Annotated in this window: 19 protein-coding genes; 10 read left to right on the top strand and 9 right to left on the bottom strand. The window is 42.1% G+C overall.

Features of this window, described 5'->3' with window-relative positions:
* Position 1: 1 nt before the first annotated feature.
* From IH879_04640 to IH879_04610, 7 genes are all read left to right on the top strand, one after another.
* Positions 2–2,008: a BamA/TamA family outer membrane protein gene (locus IH879_04640; GenBank protein ID MCH7674224.1), complete on the top strand. Its 2,007-nt coding sequence runs from the start codon at positions 2–4 to the stop codon at positions 2,006–2,008.
* Complete coding sequence (locus tag IH879_04635) at positions 1,998–2,840, top strand: geranylgeranylglycerol-phosphate geranylgeranyltransferase (GenBank protein MCH7674223.1); 843 nt, start codon at positions 1,998–2,000, stop codon at positions 2,838–2,840. Before IH879_04640 ends, IH879_04635 begins: the two co-directional genes overlap by 11 nt.
* 27 nt (positions 2,841–2,867) lie before the next feature.
* Positions 2,868–3,314 carry a D-tyrosyl-tRNA(Tyr) deacylase gene (locus tag IH879_04630; GenBank protein MCH7674222.1) on the top strand — a complete coding sequence of 149 codons (447 nt, stop codon included), beginning with the start codon at positions 2,868–2,870 and terminating at the stop codon, positions 3,312–3,314.
* A 20-nt stretch (positions 3,315–3,334) separates the two neighbouring features.
* Positions 3,335–3,910: a septum formation protein Maf gene (gene maf, locus IH879_04625; GenBank protein MCH7674221.1), complete on the top strand. Its 576-nt coding sequence runs from the start codon at positions 3,335–3,337 to the stop codon at positions 3,908–3,910.
* Positions 3,911–3,985: 75 nt separating this feature from the next.
* Positions 3,986–4,735, top strand: a complete 750-nt coding sequence (locus IH879_04620; GenBank protein ID MCH7674220.1) for a helix-turn-helix domain-containing protein — start codon at positions 3,986–3,988, stop codon at positions 4,733–4,735.
* Positions 4,732–6,141 carry a UDP-N-acetylmuramate:L-alanyl-gamma-D-glutamyl-meso-diaminopimelate ligase gene (gene mpl, locus IH879_04615; protein ID MCH7674219.1) on the top strand — a complete coding sequence of 470 codons (1,410 nt, stop codon included), beginning with the start codon at positions 4,732–4,734 and terminating at the stop codon, positions 6,139–6,141. Before IH879_04620 ends, mpl begins: the two co-directional genes overlap by 4 nt.
* A 16-nt stretch (positions 6,142–6,157) precedes the next feature.
* Positions 6,158–6,649 carry a hypothetical protein gene (locus IH879_04610; GenBank protein MCH7674218.1) on the top strand — a complete coding sequence of 164 codons (492 nt, stop codon included), beginning with the start codon at positions 6,158–6,160 and terminating at the stop codon, positions 6,647–6,649.
* Between the two features lie 28 nt (positions 6,650–6,677).
* On the opposite strand, the gene IH879_04605 is transcribed toward IH879_04610, so the two are convergent.
* The 9 genes from IH879_04605 to IH879_04565 all read right to left on the bottom strand — a co-directional run bounded on the left by IH879_04605 (position 6,678) and on the right by IH879_04565 (position 15,578).
* Positions 6,678–8,348: a CehA/McbA family metallohydrolase gene (locus IH879_04605; GenBank protein MCH7674217.1), complete on the bottom strand. Its 1,671-nt coding sequence runs from the start codon at positions 8,346–8,348 to the stop codon at positions 6,678–6,680.
* Between the two features lie 71 nt (positions 8,349–8,419).
* The gene (locus IH879_04600; GenBank protein ID MCH7674216.1) at positions 8,420–9,568 is read right to left on the bottom strand and encodes a glycosyltransferase; all 1,149 of its coding nucleotides are present in this window, start codon (positions 9,566–9,568) and stop codon (positions 8,420–8,422) included.
* 24 nt (positions 9,569–9,592) lie between these two features.
* Positions 9,593–10,753, bottom strand: coding sequence for a glycosyltransferase (locus tag IH879_04595; protein ID MCH7674215.1), 1,161 nt, complete (start codon positions 10,751–10,753; stop codon positions 9,593–9,595).
* Between the two features lie 38 nt (positions 10,754–10,791).
* Complete coding sequence (locus tag IH879_04590; GenBank protein MCH7674214.1) at positions 10,792–11,391, bottom strand: polysaccharide deacetylase family protein; 600 nt, start codon at positions 11,389–11,391, stop codon at positions 10,792–10,794.
* The gene (locus IH879_04585) at positions 11,388–12,224 is read right to left on the bottom strand and encodes a flippase-like domain-containing protein (protein ID MCH7674213.1); all 837 of its coding nucleotides are present in this window, start codon (positions 12,222–12,224) and stop codon (positions 11,388–11,390) included. The genes IH879_04590 and IH879_04585 overlap by 4 nt, the downstream gene beginning before the upstream one ends.
* Positions 12,225–12,264: 40 nt before the next feature.
* The gene (locus tag IH879_04580; protein MCH7674212.1) at positions 12,265–13,281 is read right to left on the bottom strand and encodes an SPASM domain-containing protein; all 1,017 of its coding nucleotides are present in this window, start codon (positions 13,279–13,281) and stop codon (positions 12,265–12,267) included.
* A complete protein-coding gene (locus IH879_04575; GenBank protein ID MCH7674211.1) occupies positions 13,278–14,201 on the bottom strand; it encodes a methyltransferase domain-containing protein in 924 nt (307 codons plus the stop codon). Before IH879_04575 ends, IH879_04580 begins: the two co-directional genes overlap by 4 nt.
* Positions 14,198–15,304: a glycosyltransferase gene (locus IH879_04570; protein ID MCH7674210.1), complete on the bottom strand. Its 1,107-nt coding sequence runs from the start codon at positions 15,302–15,304 to the stop codon at positions 14,198–14,200. The genes IH879_04575 and IH879_04570 overlap by 4 nt, the downstream gene beginning before the upstream one ends.
* A 67-nt stretch (positions 15,305–15,371) precedes the next feature.
* A complete protein-coding gene (locus IH879_04565; protein ID MCH7674209.1) occupies positions 15,372–15,578 on the bottom strand; it encodes a hypothetical protein in 207 nt (68 codons plus the stop codon).
* Between the two features lie 280 nt (positions 15,579–15,858).
* Between IH879_04565 and larA the strand changes: the two genes are divergently transcribed.
* The 3 genes from larA to rlmD are packed head-to-tail and all read left to right on the top strand — an operon-like array spanning position 15,859 to position 19,101.
* Positions 15,859–17,139: a nickel-dependent lactate racemase gene (larA, locus tag IH879_04560; GenBank protein ID MCH7674208.1), complete on the top strand. Its 1,281-nt coding sequence runs from the start codon at positions 15,859–15,861 to the stop codon at positions 17,137–17,139.
* Positions 17,140–17,186: 47 nt separating this feature from the next.
* Positions 17,187–17,678, top strand: coding sequence for a C40 family peptidase (locus tag IH879_04555; GenBank protein MCH7674207.1), 492 nt, complete (start codon positions 17,187–17,189; stop codon positions 17,676–17,678).
* Positions 17,668–19,101 (top strand): 23S rRNA (uracil(1939)-C(5))-methyltransferase RlmD, encoded by a 1,434-nt coding sequence (gene rlmD, locus IH879_04550; protein MCH7674206.1) that lies wholly within the window; start codon positions 17,668–17,670, stop codon positions 19,099–19,101. The genes IH879_04555 and rlmD overlap by 11 nt, the downstream gene beginning before the upstream one ends.
* Positions 19,102–19,222: the final 121 nt, after the last annotated feature.

Here is a 19,222-nt window from a genome sequence, read left to right as displayed (position 1 = left end):
AGTGGATAAATATAGTAGCAATGCCATCCCGAAGCTTCGGGATAGAATCGTTTATTACTCACCGCGTGCCCAAACTCAAGTTTGGGCACGCAATTGGATTCGAAGCTCTGCTTCGCTTATCCGGGACACAAGCAATACGTTCCAAAGCAGGAGCGTTGGAACGAGGGTATCGGGGATGCATAGGTCAATACCGACAGATGGCCTAATTGACGTTTGGGATCGAAAAGTTCTGCGAACATTTTTGACCTGCACTTTCCTTTTGCTCTCGCTCCTGCTCAGCGTTAAGCCAGTTTTCTCATATGAAGATGACCACTCCCCAAACCCGAAACTCGATCAACTCCGGATAATTGGTAATATAAAAATCAGTAGCAGCAAAATCCAAAACTGGTTTAAACTCCGTAAAGGCGATTTCGTTTCTAAAGACATTATAAAAACCCGCAGCCGGGAAGTTTTAGAAAAATTTACAGAAAATGGCTTCTACTTTGCCAAATTTGATTCTGTCGTGTTTCAGTTCAATCCGGACTCGACACGGACGAATGTTTCGGTTTACGTAAATCAGGGGAAGAAGATCAAAATAGATCTAATTTCAATTGGCGGAATTGATGAAGGTCAGAAACTGGTAGAAGACTTAAGAACCCAGCCCGGAACAGAGTTAAATAAAAAAATCCTGCAAGAAGATATTGAATCTATTCTCAAATATTATGAAGAGAAAGGATATCCTTACTGTAAAGTAAATGTGGCGGATCTAAGGTTCAGTGGTTCGGGTGAAGCCAACGAGTCCCGAATTGATATAAAACTAATAGTGAAGCCAGGACCAGAAATAACCATCGCAGAGATCGAAATTGTCGGCAACGAACAGACCAATGAGTCCGTTATTCTTCGAGAGCTGCCTCTGGAAATTGGCGATATTTACAACCAGCGAAACGTTGACAGAATCCAGCCAAAGTTGCAAAAGCTGGGATATTTTAAATGGGTAAATCCGCCGCGGCTTGAATTACTTAAGAACAATTCCGGGAAACTAATAATTGAACTTGCTGAGGGGAGATATAACAGGTTTGACGGCGTTGTTGGATACAATCCCGGAACTCAAATGAACGATGGCTTTGTGACCGGGCTGCTAGATATTTCCTTTGGAAATCTTTTTGGCACCGGCAGGCAAATCGAAGCACATTGGCAGCGCAAGACAGAAAAAACTCAGGATCTGCGCTTTCGTTATTTAGAACCTTGGGTCGGTGGGTTTCCCCTGAATGCAGGATTTAGTTTTGAACAGCTCATTCAAGACACCAGCTACGTTCAGCGAAACCTCGGTCTCGATTTTCGTTTTCTATTCAGTGAAAACCTGTCGTTTTTCTCACAATTTTCAAAGCGGAATATTTCACCGGATTCGTTGGGAAGTTTACGGTTTGGCATTCCCAAAAGTAGTTCATTAAATTTAGCTGTCGGCGTTTCTTATAACACTCTTGATAATTTGCTGAATCCAGGAAAAGGTTTGTACTATACATCTGCTTTTGAATGGGGAAGAAAAATCGTGGAAGAAAGCTCAAATCTTGATAACTCGTCACACCAAAAACGGCTATTGATTGACTTTGAGACTTATTTTTCTTTGTTTAGGTGGCAGGTGCTCGCGTTAGCAATTCATGGCCGCCAGGTAACCAGCGATGAACCGGTCATTCCGATAACAGAGCACTATCGGTTTGGCGGCACCCGGACTCTGCGCGGGTACCGCGAAGAACAATTCAGGGGCTCCCGCATCGCCTGGACAAACTTCGAATATCGCTATCTTTTAGGAAGACACTCACGTTTTTTTACTTTCGTTGATGTCGGTTATTTCTTCCGGGAGACCCTGGAAAATAATGAGGTGATCGCGATTCAGGATTGGAAAGTAGGCTACGGAATTGGCCTGAGACTGGAGACACGCCTCGGACTCTTCGGCATTGACTACGGCCTTGGGGAGGGTGACCGGCTCTCAAATGGAAAAGTTCACATACGTTTAATAAATGAATTTTAATCTAAAAAGCTACTTTCTCCTCATTAGACCCATTAATATTTTCATTGGCGCTTTGACTATTTGGGTCGGTGCTTCCTTGAGTGGGGCAATTTATCCTTTGGGGAAAGTCGTACTCGCCTGTGTTTCGGGGAGCCTGATTATGGCAGGCGGGAACGTAATCAATGATTATTTTGATGTGGAAATCGATCGTGTGAATAAGCCGCTTCGCCCGCTACCTTCCAACGCCGTAAGGCTGAGTAGCGTGTCAGGTTTCGCAATTATTTTGTTTGCTTTAGGTGTTTTTCTTAGTATATTTATTTTTCCGAGTGCAGTTTTTGTGACGGTAATTACATCCATTGGGCTTTTTTTTTATAGTGCAAAATTAAAACAAACTGTTTTTCTTGGAAATATTGCAGTAAGCCTGTTTTCAGCCTCAGCTTTTGTTTACGGAGGGATAGCGGTCGGCCGTTGGCACGGAGCGTTAGTTCCGGCCGGCTTTGCTTTTCTATTTCATTTGGGCCGGGAAATTATTAAAGATATAGAGGACCAAAGTGCTGATAAAACGGTCTCGGCACAGACGCTTCCACTTAGGTTTGGAACGAAAACCGCGTTAAAAGTTACGACCGTCGTTTTTCTTAGCTTAATCCTATTCACATTTTTTCCTTATATTTTTGGTATTTACGAAGAAATATATTTCTGGGTTGTACTGATTGGAGTCGATTTAGTGATTGTGGCCGCGCTGGGATTTATGTGGAAACACCCCTCCCCGGAATCTCTGAGACGAATTTCCGCAACATTGAAAGCAGATATGCCCATCGGTTTACTTGCAATTTATCTCGGTCTTCCAAATTAAACTTCATGATTTTAGGTTGAGTATGCTTTGAGAGCGTTAGTTCAGAGAGTAACAGAAGGTTCTGTAAGTATCGAAGGTAAGGTCAGGGGACAGATTGAAAAAGGGTTAGTGATACTTCTTGGAATAACAGGTAATGACACGGAAGAAGACGCACTATTTTTGGCCGGGAAATGTGCGAATTTGCGAATTTTTTCAGATAGGGAAGGCAAGTTTAATCTGTCCTGTCTTGAGGAAAAAGGCGAGATACTGGTGATTTCACAATTTACGCTTTACGGCGATACCCGGAAAGGCAGAAGACCGAGCTTTATACACGCAGCACCTCCGGAAATCTCCGAGCCTTTATATCGAAAATTTATCGATAAATTAAAGAAGATGGATTTAAAAGTTGAGGAAGGCGTTTTTGGCGCAAGGATGAAAGTTAAAATTTACAACGACGGACCGGTAACTTTAATGGTAGAAAGTAAGGGAATTTGAACAATAGTTCCTTTTTAAATTTGGATGGTAAGAAGTTGATTTTAGCTTCGGCCTCACCTCGACGCGAAAATTTACTCAAAATGATTGGCTTCGATTTCGAGGTGGTCGATAGTCAGGTAGACGAACAGAGCGAAGTTTATACAATTCCGGAAGTGCATGTTCTTGAGCTTGCACAAAAGAAAGCTTTAAAAGTTGCTGAAAAAATAAAAAGCGGTTTGATTATCGGGGCGGATACGATCGTTGTTCTGAACAATATAATATTGGGCAAACCCAAAGATGCCAAACAAGCCAAAGAAATCCTAAGACAGTTAAGTGACAGAACTCACACGGTTTATACCGGCTTCACAATAGTTGAGAAACCTTCTGGGGAAATGGTGAGTGAATTTGAAAAAACCCTGGTTAGCTTTCGGAAGCTTGCAGATGAAGAAATTGTTCGATATATTCAATCCGGAAGCCCTCTTGACAAAGCCGGCGGCTATGGAATTCAGGATCAAGGGGCACTTTTTGTAGAGAAAATTGACGGGTGTTTTTACAACGTGATGGGTTTGCCGGTTACAAAGTTGTATCAGGCGCTCGGAAAGTTTATCAGAGACTAACAGTTTGATTAACTAAGTCAACGGCTGATTATCTAAGCAGCTCTTGACCAGATGATAGAAAATCAGGATAACAAGATGGAAAATATTGGAGGGATACTTAAAAAGAACCGGAAAGATCAAGGCAAGACTTTAGAAGAAGTAAATGAGAAAACTAAAATTAGTCTCGAGCATTTGAAATTACTTGAGAAAAATGATTACACATTTCTGCCTGAAACGTATGTAAAGTCTTTTATAAAAAATTATGCTTTGGCATTGGGGCTTGATGGCGACGACTTAGTAGATCGTTATGCGCAAAATCAAGAGGAAAAAAAGAAACACAAAGAAGAACATGAAAAAGAAGTCGAAATTGAAACCAGACCTTCCTCCTCTAAACAGAAAGCAATTGAATGGGCTTTGGGAGTCGGATCACTTGTTCTGCTTATAAGCCTGATTCTTGTTTATTTTCAATATAAATCTCAAATACATGCGCAGCCGGCCGAACCTTTGCAAAATTTTATAAAAAGAGAGAATGCGCTGGCGGAGATCGTTCTTCAAGAAGCGGGTTCAATGCAGAATGGTCATGCTGGCTCACCTCTTGAATTAGAAATAAGAGTAAAAGAAAAAGTCTGGCTTCGATTGACAATTGATAACCAGCCGCAATCTGAATACCAGCTTTCTCCGACACAGAACAAGAAATGGACAGCGGTAAATCGATTCGAGATTGTCATTGGCAAAATGACAACTGATGACCAGGCTTCTAGTTTTGATGAAAGTAATCGTGGTTCCCAAAATGAAAAAGTTCATTTGACTTTTACGAGAGCGGCGTTTACTAAACCCAATAAATGAATCTTAGTCCACAATCCATTAAATCTATTTACCTTGTAGCCATTTGCGGCACCGGGATGACTGCACTCGCCGGAATGCTAAAGGAACAGGGGTACGAAGTCAGGGGTTCGGATCAAAATGTTTACCCCCCGATGAGCACGTTCCTGGAAAAAATGGACATCCCTGTTTTCGACGGCTATGATGAAAGCCATTTAAGTCCTCCGCCCGATTTAGTGGTCATCGGAAATTCCATGTCGCGTGGCAACCCGGAAGTTGAAGCTGTTCTTGAAAATAAATTGCCTTATATTTCACTGCCAATGGCGCTTAGTGAATTCTTTATTTGCGGGCATTACTCCTGTGTTGTTTCCGGAACACACGGTAAAACCACGACAAGTTCTTTGTTGGCCTGGATGCTGGAAAGTGCCGGAAAAGATCCGAGCTTTTTTATCGGCGGCATTCCCGAAAACTTTGGCAAAGGTTCAAAGTTGGGCCAGGGTGAAGTATTTGTTTCGGAAGGAGACGAGTACGACTCGGCTTTTTTTGATAAAGGTTCTAAGTTTTTACACTATCGGCCTGACTTGGTGATCCTGAACAATGTTGAGTTCGATCATGCAGATATATTCAGGGATCTTGAAGACGTCGAAGTTGCATTCAGCAGATTGATAAATCTAATCCCCCGAAACGGCTATCTGCTTTCATGCTGGGATGACCCCGTTGTGAAGAAACTGAGTTCTAAAACATTTTCCAACTTGATCACTTTTGGACTCAGTGAAGATGCCGACTGGCGAGCTGTTAATATTTCGCCGGAGGAAAATGGTACGAGCTTTGATGTTCTTTTTAAAAAAGAAAAGTTTGGAAATTTTACAACGCCACTGTTCGGTTTACATATGGTCAGAAACTGTCTGGGAGTAACTGCAGTATGTCATATTTTGGGCTTGCAAGCAGAAGAGATTCGAGACGGGCTCGCATCCTTTAAAAATGTGCGACGCAGGTTGCAATATCACGGTGAGGCAAGGGGGATCAAAGTTTTCGACGATTTTGCTCACCACCCGACGGAAATTAAGACAACCCTTGAAGCGCTGCGAAGCCGTTTCCCAAGGCGGAGATTGTGGGCTGTTTTCGAGCCGCGTACGGCTACGAGTAAACGTAATATTTTTCAAAGTAGATTTGTGGAGGCTTTAGCCGTTGCCGACAAGGTCATTCTAACTCCTTTGTATGTTCCGGAAAAAGTGCCGGAAGGAGAACGGCTTTCTGTAGAAAAGATTTGTCAACTTCTCGAAAATCAAAATACACCAAGCAGGGTTCTACCTGCTGATGAGGGCATGATGTCATTTTTAAAAGAAAACTTAAGAGCGAACGATGTCGTATTGTTTATGAGCAATGGAGATTTTAATCAAATTCCAGCTAATTTAATAAAACAAATATAATTTATCGGAAAGAGACATGAATGAAGAAAGAAGAAAACCACGATTTAGTGACCGGAGATACCCCGACCGAGGAGCTGATGATCAAAACATACGCAAATTGATCTCAGGGGTGGAAGAAAAGTTACAGGAGTCAATTAAGGCTGAGTCACTCGAAGGCTTAAATTCGTTTGAAAGAAAAATGGTTCATCGGCATTTTGATCACAATCCGGACTTTGAAACCAGAACCTATCGAAAGGAGGATAAGTTCACACTGACTATTTACCCGGTCGGAAACATCAAAAAATTTGCCAAAGATAAAGCTCAAGAGTTGTTTGATACCGGAACAGAAGTCAGCGATTTGCCTCCAATGGGCAGCTACGAACGTTACATTGTCCACGCAGCTTTGCAGGATATTGCAGGGGTCGAAACGACAAGTCATGGTGAAGGGTCTGAACGCCATGTACAGATTGTCTCCAAAAAATTTGGCCGCAGCTTAAAGAAAATAGTGAGGAAGATCAAGTTGTTTTAGATGTGCAGCCCTCCCTTTTGTAATCTTTTCATGCTGACGGGGGTTTGCAATCCCTGTCGCAAAAGTCATTGAACGTATTCAGCCAAATTGGATTTGTAAAACATTTCAAAATTCCAACTTCATTTTTAGAATACAACTCTGCCCTTATATATGAAGGAGCCGTATTCCCTACTGGTTTTAATTCTTCATGATATTCAAATAATTCACTGAAATTTGTGACGCGTTTGAACAAGCTTTCTTTTCTGTTTATTAGATCACCTTTATAAATTCGTAACTCCGAGAGTTTTCCGAACTCGGGCGACGACAAACATGTCAAATCTATTTTGAAATTCTTTCCCGAGATACAATCTCCTGATCTCGCTGATTCACTGCGAGCATTCTTAACGAGCAACTCTACGAACGGCCCGTCGGTAACTAACATTCTGCCATTTTTAAAAGCCTTTAAAAGAGTCGGCAGCGAACATGTATCCTCTAAAAAAACTCCCGTCCGGACCTTTCCAAATAAATGTTCATGGTTTTCCCGCAGGGTAAGAAAGGGGAAACCGACTTGACGAAAGCGGTTGAAGTTGCCGTGGGCGTCGTTGCCGCCGGAAATAAAGACTCGCTTGCCTTTCAGGAGCAATTCAATCCATAGGGATTTGCCCTCGGTTAAGCCGTCGTCTGTGCCATTCCAGATTTGCAAACCGTGCAAACCGGAATAACTGCAATCTTGCAGACTCCATTTCCCCCGCCGTACCAAAAGCCATTCCAGGAATGGTGGCTTAACTCCGGGGTGAGCGGCAAATGCTACAGAATCAGAATTGATTTTTTGCAGGATTTCTTTTATAAAGAGGTTTGGTTTGGTTCTAAACCACTTTTCGGCACTGTCGCCATCTCCCGGTAAAAGCTCTGGGTGATTCAAAATGAGAAAATGAACATTACGATTTTTGCTATTGCCGGCTGAAACCTCTTCTCCGGGAATAATAATGAAAGAGGGATTGGACAGATTTAGCCTTCGAGCTTCTTCCTGAAAACTGTGCCATTTTTTGTGAGAGGGGTCGTTTTTAAGATAATTGTCTGGATCGTCATCCAGGTCATAAGAGTGGTCTGTGGCGCAGAAAAAGGTTAATCCCATCGCCTGGGCTAACTGCAGTGAGGCATTTAAAGGTGCGCCAAATTCAACTTGATCACTGGTGTAATTCGTGTGACAGTGAAATTCTCCAAAGTGCCAGCCTTTGGTTTTTGGCAGGTCTGATTCGGAGATATAAATCCCAAACGAATCGTGGCTTGAACAAGTATAATTGTCGTTTTTTACTTCGCGTGTTTTCCCGTTTATTGAGAACTTGATCGTTACGTCGACCCGGCAGTGGTCGGTGAGATTTTCGTTTGGTTGAATTTCTACTATTTCATGCCAGAACTTCTCATTTATTTTTAAAGCGTTGAATTCAAATGGGAAGAATTCTTTTTTCTCTTTTGAAAATAAATTAATGTGAACACTATTCAGTTCAATCGGGTATTGGTGAGCGTCTTTAATCAGCAATAAGACTGGAATTGGGTGTCCCTGTTTAATTCGATGTGGTACGTCGGCAATAATTTCCGGCTCCATCTTTTTCAGGCGGCTGTAAATGCCTTTGAAGGAGTAGTGAGTTTCGGCGTAAAGCAGAAACAAAACAGTAAACTCAAAAAAAGGGAAATTAAAATCCAGCAAATAGTGATTCATTTTCTAAAACTTATTTGTAGCCGAAGTGACCACACTTCGGGTTTGGTAGACCAGAACTCTGGCGAGTTCTGCTACCCAGACATTTTTTTTAGTTTCCAATTAAATTTCCATGAATACGAAATATTTTTCCACTTAACAGTCGTCGGGAACAAAAGCACCGGCGTAAACATGATTGTATACAAAAAATAAAATCCCTCCCAGAGCAGGAAATATTTTAACAAATCCCGCCGCTGCACCAACCCGGTAGTTCTACAAAGTAAGCCGAAATCTGCTAACAAAACGATTATTAGTGCTAAGAAAGAAAACCGCAGATCACAAACAAAAAATGAAATCGGAATCAACATGTGAACCATGACTGAAATAAACATTAAGGATTTGCCGTAAAGCCCGACTTCTTTGCCACCCGCTGACCATCGTTTCCGTTGGTTGTAGAAAGCTTTAAAGTCTGGCATGGGCTGACTATAAACAAGCATTTTCGAATCGATAGGGTAAAGGACTTTCCATAAAGTTTTTTTAACCAAGGTTTTCATCAGAGCAAAATCTTCGATAATCGTGAAGCCCATATTGCGATAGCCGCCGACTTCTTCATAAGCCTGACGTCGAAAAGAGAAGTTGTTACCAAGCACACTTAGTGGAATGCCAAAACCCATAAAACCGCTGCCGACCGAAAGCAAGTAAGCCCAGTCCAACGATTGGATTTTTCCAAATAGATAGGATGGGTCATTTTTCTTATCTAATAAAGTAAACCCGCCGACCAATCCGACATCTTTTTGATAATAAGCAGCGTGTGTTTTCGCCCAGTTCGCTGGAACACGGCAATCGCCGTCTGTGACCAGAATAAGTTCGCCTGAGCAATTCTCCATGCCTTGTGCGATTGCGTTTGCTTTACCGGAAAGCCCGGGAATGCCTGTTTTTATATGAAGTGTCTCAATAACATCTGATTTGCTTTTTATTTTTTCAACCAACTCTGATGTTCGGTCGCTTGAGCGATCATTAATGAGAAGGATCCGCAATGACTTTTTGGGGTAGTCTAATTGGAGAAGACTTTCAACGCAAGCTTCGAGAGTTTGCTCTTCATCCCGCAAAGCGACTAGAATTGAAATTTTGGGAAAGTGGTTTGTTTTAGGATAATTTAATCGGCGAGTGCCGATATAAATGAGGACACTTTGGAGTGCGTATGTGAGAACACTTAAAAAAATTAGTAAGAGAATGATCTGCACAATTATGAAATCTTAGTTTGTTTTTTAAATGGTTTCTTCAATTAACCCCGACTTGGGCATTTTGCCCGAGTACTGGTCACCCTTCCAATGGAAAGTTGAAAACTGCCCCAACAAACCTGCAAGCACAATATAAAACGGATGTAAGACAACAGTAAATAGGAACAAATTTGATTTAAAGTGCATTTGAAATTCTTTTTCTCCACGTTTCAAAAAAATAAACTCCGATAATGTTTTAAAAGCCCACCCGGTTAACCAAACAAGCAATATTTGTGGTTTAACAATGGAGAGAATCGGCCCTATTAAAATTAGCAGGTTCATCAAATAAATCCCGACCAAGCCGAGCGTCACTTTTGGTGAATAGTGCCCGCATTTTGATGCGTAACGAATGCGTTGCTGAACGAAATCCTTAAAAGTTTCCGGAGGGGCTGTCGGCACGGACGTTTTTGGATTTGTGGCATAACAGATTTCCCAGTTACTGTTTTCTCTGATTTGTTCAAGGAAAAAATCATCATCTCCGGAAACCCAGTTGCTAAACTTTGTAAATCCACCGGTTTCTAGATAAACCCTTTTCCGATAAGCAAGATTGCCACCAGTACAGCTAAGAGGATAATTCAGGCCGGCGCTGGCTGCCGACACACTCGCCATGGCAAAATAATCCAGGGACAGCATCTGGTAAAACAGCGAACGGTTCTCGGTCTTGTATGGGTTGAATCCTGCTACCATGCCGACATTGGGTTCAAAATGTTTGATAAGCTTCGAAATCCAATCGGGACCCGGTTGGCAATCAGCATCTGTTGTTACGATTATTTCTCCCGAAGCATTTTGAATCCCTAAATCGATTGCGCGTTTTTTGGGAGCTAAATGAGCCGACCGGTCTTTAATTTGAAGCAACTTGATTTGACAGTTCGTCCCTGCTAATTTTTGTATGACCTCGAAGGTTCCATCTTCGGATCGATCATCGATAACAATAATCTCCACCTTGTCTTTCGGATAGGTTTGATTTAGTACCGCATGCAGGCAGCGACCAATGGTGTCTGCTTCATTTCTTGCTGCAATCACAACAGAAACGTTGGGTTGTGTTTTATTTTGACCAGCTTTTAAATTCTTAAATCCTCCTTGTAATTTAAGTAAGGCAACCGCGTAGAGGAAGGTTAAGAAAATGAGCAGTATGGAATAGAAAAGCATAATTTCTTTTTTTGTGTCTGGCTGCCTGCGTGTCTTTTTTAATTCAAGAGAGCTGAAAATTTCAAATTTTTTTCTTTGAATCTGTCTAAACTGTTTTTTAAAGCTTCCAACATGTGGTGACTCTGCAAATGTCCATCGTGCATTAAAACAATTTTTCCCGGTCGAACATATTTTTTCATTCGCGCTTGAATTTTCTCTGTCGATGTCTTCACTTTGTAATCTTGCGAAGAAGCGCTCCAAAGAACCATTCTATGGTTTGTGGATTTTAAAATGCTAAGCACAGCGAACCCAAATTGTCCGTGCGGCGGTCTGAAGAGTGTTGGACGCTTTCCGGTAATTTCAAAAACTGCTTCGTCGGTCCGTTTAATTTCTTCTTCGATGCTCTCTTTCGATTTGAAAATCAAATGTGGATGCGTATAAGAGTGATTTCCAATTGCATGACCATTTTTGTGAATTTGCAAAACAATCTCAGGATATCGTTCAGCTTTTTGGCCAACCATAAAAAACGTCGCTTTGATTTTATGTTTGCTTAGTAGTTCTAAAAGTCGCGGCGTGATATTTTCATCAGGACCGTCGTCAAAAGTGAGATAGATATTTTCATCCGGCATGCTCCGGATGATTTTCGGAAGCAGGCTCATAAACTGCGTTTCGTTTTTAGCAGAATCGGCAGTCCGGCAATCGCTGGAATGGCGACATTAAATAAAAAAAGAAGCAGCGAAGCATTCAACGCGGCTGCTGCGCTGACACCGATTTTTCCAAAGAAGTAGACAGCGGCTCCCTCCCTGATTCCAAGATCACTGAAAGAAATTGGCAGGATTGTTTTTGCGAGGAAGACCGAAGCTGCAGCCTCGGAAGCCGTAAATATACTGATCGTACCAAAATTAAGCGCGAGTAATAGATATTGGACTAGGAAAATAAAATAAAATAAAATCGAAAATGCTAACAAAATGAGGTGGTTCTTTCTGCAGTAATGATGCATTTTCGTCAATCGGCCAATCAAAATCACCGGGGAGGTAAAACAAATTGAATACAAAAGCAGTCCGGTTATCAGGCAGGGAATTACCCAAATCATTACTTTGAAGACTGGCGTTAACTGCGTCTGAAACAAAATTAGAATTCCAACCGCACCGAATAAAAGAGTCACTACGAGGTTGGTCAACTTATCCAAAATAAATAATCTAAATGTTTTGTTTTGACTGATTTCTTTCACGTATAAAGCCCGGCCGATTTCACCTAACCTTCCCGGCGTCACAAATCCAAGGGGGTAGCCGACAAGCAAAGATTTGAATGCAGTGGTGAAGGAAACAGACGAATTTGCCAATTTCAAAATGTAAAGCCACTTCCAAACTTGAACCAAAATGTTGGGGACGATTATTATAAAGGCCACTCCAAGGTAACTCCACTTTGCCGTGTCGAAGACATTGATTAAGGTTCCTGGTTTGACGCTGTTTATTAAAAATGCAAGCGTCAAGATTGCGACTGCAATTTTTGCCCAAAAGATCAGCCGTGATTTAAAGATAAAGCCTGAGTCCTTGCGAGCAGTTGGAGCAGATATCGAGGGAGCTCCGATCTGTGAGCATTTTTGTTCTGAAATTCCCATATTTTTTTGAACGCCAGATTTTATCAAATTCGTTTTCCACTTGAACTGAACCGAACTTGTGATGCGCGTTTTTATCAAAGCAGCAGGGCACCACCGAGCCGTCCCAGTTGACGAGACTACTCGTCCAGGGACGCGGACACGGCCCTGCTCCAACTCGTTTTGGTTTCAGTAAATCTCCTTCAAGTTGGTATCTTCTGAGATCTTTTTCACCGGGCAGCCATTCTTTGGCTTCTTTTAGAGTCTCAACCTGGACGGTTTTTATGAGCAATTTGTCGGCGCCTAAGTCTTTTGTTAACTTTTCCATCTCGCCGATTTGGTGCTCGTTGTGGCGCATGACAATGAATTGGATGTAGATAAGCGGCGTTTTGCTGTTCTGCTTAATTTTTTCCCGCACGAGATTTTGAACGCCCTTTTTAACTTTTTCTAAGTTTCCGTCCACCCGGTAGGTTTCGTAACTTTCCTGGTCGGAGCCGTCAATCGAGACAATGATTGAATCAAGCCCGGAGGTAACCGTGCGCTGAGCGGTTTCCGGATCAAGGTAGTGCGCGTTTGTGCTGGTCGTCACGAAGATCCGCTTATTTTTGGCGTACTCAACGAACCTTAAGAAATCCTTGTTTATATAAGGTTCTCCCTGCTGGTAGAGCAATAAATAGAAAAGATAACATCCGGACTCATCAATGATTTTCTTAAATGTCTCAAAATCCAGCAAACCGGCTTTGCGGGACATTTTACCATTTCCGGTGACGCACAACGGGCACTTCAGGTTGCAAATATTTGTCGGCTCGACAGTGAGAATAAACGGCCGTCCCCAAACGAAATTCCTTTTTAAAACACTCGAAAGAAAATAGGACGTGATCGCTAACCCTGCGTTCCAAAGCCGTTTCAAGGTAATTGTGTTAATTAAAAATTTTAATGGGATCTCTTTCATGATTTTGACAGGTTTGACAAGATAAAACACGGTGAATATTTGTTTGGATTTTTAAACTTTATCCTGCAAATCGTGTCAATCCTGTCTATTTTTCTGGCAACCAAATACCACGTCGGATTAAAGAGAGCATTAAAAAAGCCAAATTTATCATTTACTGTGGACAAAATCAATTTTTGCAATTTTAGTTTTTTCAGCAATTTGACAACTTTTAAATGCAGTTCGCTGTTCACCACAGCTTGCGGATTAGTAAAGAGTTCACCTGCCACTCTTTTATTCACAAAGGTTAATGTAAAATTTGCATCTTTAAATAAACGGCGGATTTTAAAGATCGAAAGCAAGGCTGCAAAGTCTTCTCTCGGAAACTTTTCGCGTTGAATGATTTTGGTTATAAAATAAGTCGCACCCTTTCTCGGCAAAACGGAGACAATCGGCAGATTCCAATGGGGGTCGGAAATGAAATTAAGCGGTGACCAGCGGTTGGGCGTTGATATGTAAACCAAACCGTTTCTTTTTAAAACCCTGTTTATCTCTTGAACAGCTTTCTCCGGATAGGGCAGATGTTCCAGAACATCTTGCAGCAAAATGCAGTCAAAAGCTTCATTTGGAAAGTTTAGATTTTGAGCATTGCCCACTTCAATTGACAGGTCAATACCTGCCGTAAAAACTTTCTGCCTAAATTTCGAGACTCGTCTCGGGTCAAAATCAATTGCCGTGATTTGTGCGCCTCTTTCGGCAACAGCCAAAGAAGACCCGCCCTCGCCACAGCCAATGTCCAGTATTTTAAGCCCATTCAGTGGCTGGAACGATTCTAAAATATCACAGACTAATCGTCCGCGGTCTTTGGCGAATTCCGCATAATTCGACCAGAGGCGGTAATTCGGATGGTTTTCCGGCGGCAGGGTTTGAATGAGTGCGCTCATTCTTTCCACCTTACTTTGCCAACTAATCCTAAAGGTGAAATAACAGCTTGATTAAGCAAAAAGAAAATTTCCCACAGAGGGAACAAGTACAAGAGATGTCGGCTGTCAAATTTCTTTGTGATCAGATAGAGGCTCAGAAAATCGACTATAAATTTTGTCCCGAAGATAAAAGCTGCTAAAAATAAGTATTTTTGAAAGAATAAAGAGAGAGCAAAAAATCCAAATAGAACTAAATTTGCGAAGTTGAAAAGAAGATAAGATGTCTGAATTGGCTTTGAATAATACTTGCTTGCGGACACATGCCGCCGTCGTTGTAGGATGTATTCTGAAAGACTTTTGGCTGCAGAACTGGTTACTGAAGTGTTTGGGCTCAACGAATAATTTATTTTCCAATCTGTTTGTTTTTTCACGGTTTGTAGGAAAAGATCGTCGTCGCCCGATAGGCTGTGACCTATTTTCTGAAATCCATTGACCTGTTTGAAGACAGATTTACGGTAGGCGAGATTTCTGCCAGTGCAAGTCACTCCAATATTCCAACCTGCTGCACCTGCAGCAACAAATGCTGTGGCGAAATTGTCGAGACAAAGGAGACGACTCCAGGAATTGCTTTCTTCAATAAATGGAGCAGGTCCGATAACCAAGCCTACATCATCTTTAAAAAGCTGAACGGTTTGCGAAAGCCAATCCGGTGGCGGGCTGCAATCGGCGTCGGTCGTAAAAATGAGTTTGCCGTTTGCGCTGGCAATGCCCTGTCTCAGCGCAAGCTTCTTAGGGCTAATGCCGTTTTGGGCTTCTGATATTCTTATCCCGAGAACATTATGCTGAGAATTGAATTGCTTCAAAATATTGGGGGTGTCATCTGTAGAGCGGTCATCGACCACCACTAACTGAGTCAGCTCTTTTGGATAAGTCTGCGCCAGCAGAGAATTCAGACAGTTTCTTAAATTCCGTTCCTCATTTCTGGCGGCAACCACCACCGAGACCTTTGGCTGGAATTCCGCTTGCGTATTTTTAATACGGAGGAAACCCGTCATTAAAAAAATGAGCGTTGAAAGATAAAAAGCAATCGAAATGAGAGCGAGTATCTGGAGTAATTCCGGCATCAATTGTTTCCGTTTTTGATGCGGGAAGATATTGAAAATTCAGGAAAGGGTCAAGCGGTTTTGAGACTTAGTCTATCTCCAAAACATAGTTGCCTTCTTCATCTATGTTGATTTTCCCGGCGCAAAGCACAAAATCCGGATTTAAGCTTGCGATAATTTTCGCGGCTTTTTTTAGGGTCCTGGCTTTTTTAACTTTGAATTTCGATGAGTTGTGAAGGTATTTTAAAACGGGGGATTCTTCTTTGTCAGTGCCTACTAATACGATTTTTTTCAAATTCAGCCCCTTGCCGTTTGGTGTGAAGTCAAATGATGTTTGTGTGGACTCCTTTTCTTGGCTAATACCGTGCCATTCAAGATTAGATTTTAGAAAAGCTCCTATCTATTTGTTTTTTAGGTTTTAAAGAAGCTCTGGAAATGACTAAAATTTATGAGATTTTAATGCGCTTTATGTGCTGCAATGAAACATTGTTTTAGGTTTGCACGAGGAACCCAAAAATTGACTTTGGCATTTAAATTTTTAATTTAAAAAATATATTTCTATGGAGATGTTTCGTTTGGCTGAAATTACTCTGGCCTTCGGCCATGAAAAGTTGAAATTCGACCTTGCTTCAAAGCATTTTTTGGAGGTTCTTAAACCTAAAGATTTTGTCTCGAATCAATCTCCTGAGGATTTAATTTCTCGGAGCCTGAATAACCCAACTCATTCCAAACCGTTTGCTCAAATTTTTCGGGCAAATCATAAGACGCTAATACTTGTCCCGGATAAAACCAGAAATTGCGGTGCGCAGGTGTTTTTGCCGGTTCTAATTGAAAGATTAAATCGCTCTGGCGTCACTGATTCGGATATTAAAATTATGTTAGCGAACGGTTCTCACACTTCTCATACGACTGAGGAAATTGAAAAGATAGTCGGTCCGAAGATACTCGATAGAATTGAGATTGTTGAACACGACAGCAAGAACTCCAATGAACTTACTTTCTTAGGAACTACCAAATTTGAGACACCAATTTTTATCAACCGCCAAGTTTTGGCAGCAGACTTTGTTATGGTAGCCGGCGCTGCTTTACACCATTATTTCGCAGGTTATGGTGGCGGCCCGAAAATGATCAATCCGGGTTGCGCAGGATACGAAACCATAACTAAGAATCACGCCTTGACTATTGATTCCGAGAACGGGACGATGCACCCAAGATGCCGGGCGGGAGTTTTAGAAGGAAACCCGGTTCAGGAAGACATTGAAGACTCTATGCGCTTTGTGAAGGTTGATTTTTTATTTGAGACTATTTTGAACGAGCAAGGCGAAATTGCTAAGGTCGTATGCGGCGATTTGGTCAGAGCCCACAAAGAAGCTTGCGAGATCGTAGACGCACATTACAAAATTCCTATCCATGAAAAAGCCGAGCTTGTGGTAGTGAGCTGCGGCGGGTTTCCGAAAGATATTAATTTTATCCAGGCACACAAGTCCATTCAAAATGCTTTTCAGGCTGTAAAAGAGGGCGGCGTCATTTTGGTTTTAGCCGAATGCGAGCAGGGCGTCGGCTCGGACACGTTTCTGGATTGGTTTAACTATCCTGACGAATCTTCTTTTAGAGGAGCGCTGGCTAACAATTTCACCTTAAATGCAACCACGGCCTTATCCTTAAAAATGAAAACCCGGGCCGTAAAAATTGTACTTGTTTCAACTTTGCCTGAAAATCTGGTTGTCAAATTGGCGATGCTGCCGGCAGCTGATTTGGATGAAGGCTGGAAGATCGCCGGGAAACTGCTTTCTGATAATTTTAAATGCTTTGTGATTCCAAACGGTTCTTTAACCTTACCTCAGTTAATATCATGAGACCATTTTTCAACTTGATTTCATTCACATTCTTAATTACAGCCTCAATGAACTGTCTTGGCTTAAAACCGAATCCAAAGTTTAAAGAGCATGGTGCCTCAGAGATCGAAGCGCCTCGGGAACGTAACTACACTTTACGCAAGAATGGGGAGTATTCATCTTCTTTTGAAAGAGGGTTAATCGTAGCAATCAAATCTTATCTAGGAGTGCCGTATCGATTTGGTGGTACAACTATAAGCGGCATGGATTGCTCCGGATTTGTCAGCGCGGTTTATCGAGATGCGGTTGATCTAAAACTTCCGCACCGGGCAAGGTCGATGTTTAAGTTAGGCCGTTCTATTGAATCCGAAAGATTGGGATTTGGCGATCTGGTGTTTTTTGAGAACATTGAGAATTACGGTGTTTCACACGTCGGCATCTATGTCGGCGATGGAAAGTTTGCACACGCGAGCTCTTCAAGGGGAATTGTGATTTCAGAATTCAAATTGGATTATTATCGAAAACGTTATATTGGGGCAAGGCGGGTTTATGGAAGATAATATTAAAAAAGGACAAGAAATAGAGTTAGACATCGAGACTCTGGCTTTCGGAGGCCGCGGTATTGCGAAGGCAAACGGATTTGTGGTTTTTGTTGAGAACGCAATTCCGGGACAGCGGGTCAAAGCCAGAGTCTATCGAAAGCGCAAGGGATTTGCCGAAGCCAGAGCTTTGGAGGTTTTACAAAGTTCTCCCGAAGAAGTCGAGGCGAGGTGCCCGCATTTTGGCGAGTGTGGCGGGTGCCGGTCACAGAACCTCGATTATAAAGCACAGCTTAAATACAAGCATCAGCAGGTCGTCGAGATTTTGGAGCGCCTTGGCGGGTTTGAAAATCCGCCGGTTTTGGAGACACTGGCTTCCCCGGAGCAATTTTACTACCGCAATAAAATGGAGTATTCGTTTGGGCGAAAACGCTGGGTTACTAAAAGTGAAGTCGATGCAGAGGTGGTTTCCAAACCGAAGGATTTTGCGCTGGGTTTACACATTCGCGGCCGGTTTGATAAAATCCTGGATCTCGATACCTGTTTTTTGCAGTCTCCTGAGAGTGTTGAAATATTAAATTTTGTCCGCGAGTTTGTTTTGCAAACTGAAATCCCGGCGTACAGCACAAAAGATCACACCGGTTTCTGGCGGCATCTGGTCATTCGGGAGGGAAAAAATACCGGTGAGAGATTAATTAATCTTGTTACTGCTGAGAACCCGAAGCATGATAATGTGGTCGAGAAATTGGCGGCAAAACTCATTGAAAAATTTGAAGACACCACGACCGTCATTCAAAATATCAATCGTAAAAAAGCTCAAATCGCTTTCGGCGATGAAGAACGGATCTTATTTGGCCCGGGATGCATTCAGGAGAAAATCGGCGATCGTACTTTTCAAATATCTGCCAATTCGTTTTTCCAAACCAACACAAAAGGCGCTGAAATTTTATATGAGAAAGTGGTTGAGTTTGCTGATTTTAGAAGCGACGAGACTGTATTTGATCTTTACTGCGGTGCTGCCACGATTTCCCTTTATATTGCAAACAAAGTTAAAGAAGTGGTTGGCTTTGAACTTATACGAAGCGCAGTAAAAGACGCTAAGTTTAATTGCCAATTGAACGGCGTAGAAAATTGTTCGTTCGTGGCCGGTGACTTAAAAGATTCGCTTAAATTAAGCTCGGATAATTCGGATAAATTGGGGCAGCCTTCTACAGTCATCATTGATCCGCCAAGAGCAGGTATGCATGAAAATGTTGTTCATGCAGTGCTCAAATTGCAGCCGGAAAAAATAGTTTACGTCTCTTGCAATGCCGCCACGTTTGCACGAGATGCCAAAGCTTTGTGCCTGACAGAATATGAGCTCATGAAAGTGCAGCCGGTGGACATGTTTCCGATGACGCCGCACATTGAATTGGTGAGTCTTTTAAAAAGAGTAGAGAATTAAAAGGAAAGTCCGAAATTTAATCTAAATTACGCGTTTGGCCATTAGCTTTTGGCCTTTGGTTTTAGAATTTACGTTGTGTCCCGACTTCTTCGGGATCACCTGTTAGGTGATTTTACAATAA

The organism is candidate division KSB1 bacterium (assembly GCA_022562085.1).
Classification (GTDB): Bacteria; Zhuqueibacterota; Zhuqueibacteria; order Oceanimicrobiales; family Oceanimicrobiaceae; genus Oceanimicrobium.
The sequence above is the reverse complement of the archived record's forward strand: the minus strand, read 5'-3'. Positions and strand labels throughout refer to the sequence as shown.

Coding starts and splice junctions, on each gene's coding strand:
- IH879_04620 (MCH7674220.1), top strand. CDS start 3,986: ATGGAAAATATTGGAGGGATACTTAAAAAGAACCGGAAAGATCAAGGC.
- IH879_04575 (MCH7674211.1), bottom strand. CDS start 14,201: ATGAGCGCACTCATTCAAACCCTGCCGCCGGAAAACCATCCGAATTAC.
- IH879_04605 (MCH7674217.1), bottom strand. CDS start 8,348: ATGAATCACTATTTGCTGGATTTTAATTTCCCTTTTTTTGAGTTTACT.
- IH879_04595 (MCH7674215.1), bottom strand. CDS start 10,753: ATGCTTTTCTATTCCATACTGCTCATTTTCTTAACCTTCCTCTACGCG.
- IH879_04590 (MCH7674214.1), bottom strand. CDS start 11,391: ATGAGCCTGCTTCCGAAAATCATCCGGAGCATGCCGGATGAAAATATC.
- IH879_04580 (MCH7674212.1), bottom strand. CDS start 13,281: ATGAAAGAGATCCCATTAAAATTTTTAATTAACACAATTACCTTGAAA.
- IH879_04570 (MCH7674210.1), bottom strand. CDS start 15,304: ATGCCGGAATTACTCCAGATACTCGCTCTCATTTCGATTGCTTTTTAT.
- IH879_04555 (MCH7674207.1), top strand. CDS start 17,187: ATGAACTGTCTTGGCTTAAAACCGAATCCAAAGTTTAAAGAGCATGGT.
- IH879_04635 (MCH7674223.1), top strand. CDS start 1,998: ATGAATTTTAATCTAAAAAGCTACTTTCTCCTCATTAGACCCATTAAT.
- rlmD (MCH7674206.1), top strand. CDS start 17,668: ATGGAAGATAATATTAAAAAAGGACAAGAAATAGAGTTAGACATCGAG.
- IH879_04610 (MCH7674218.1), top strand. CDS start 6,158: ATGAATGAAGAAAGAAGAAAACCACGATTTAGTGACCGGAGATACCCC.
- mpl (MCH7674219.1), top strand. CDS start 4,732: ATGAATCTTAGTCCACAATCCATTAAATCTATTTACCTTGTAGCCATT.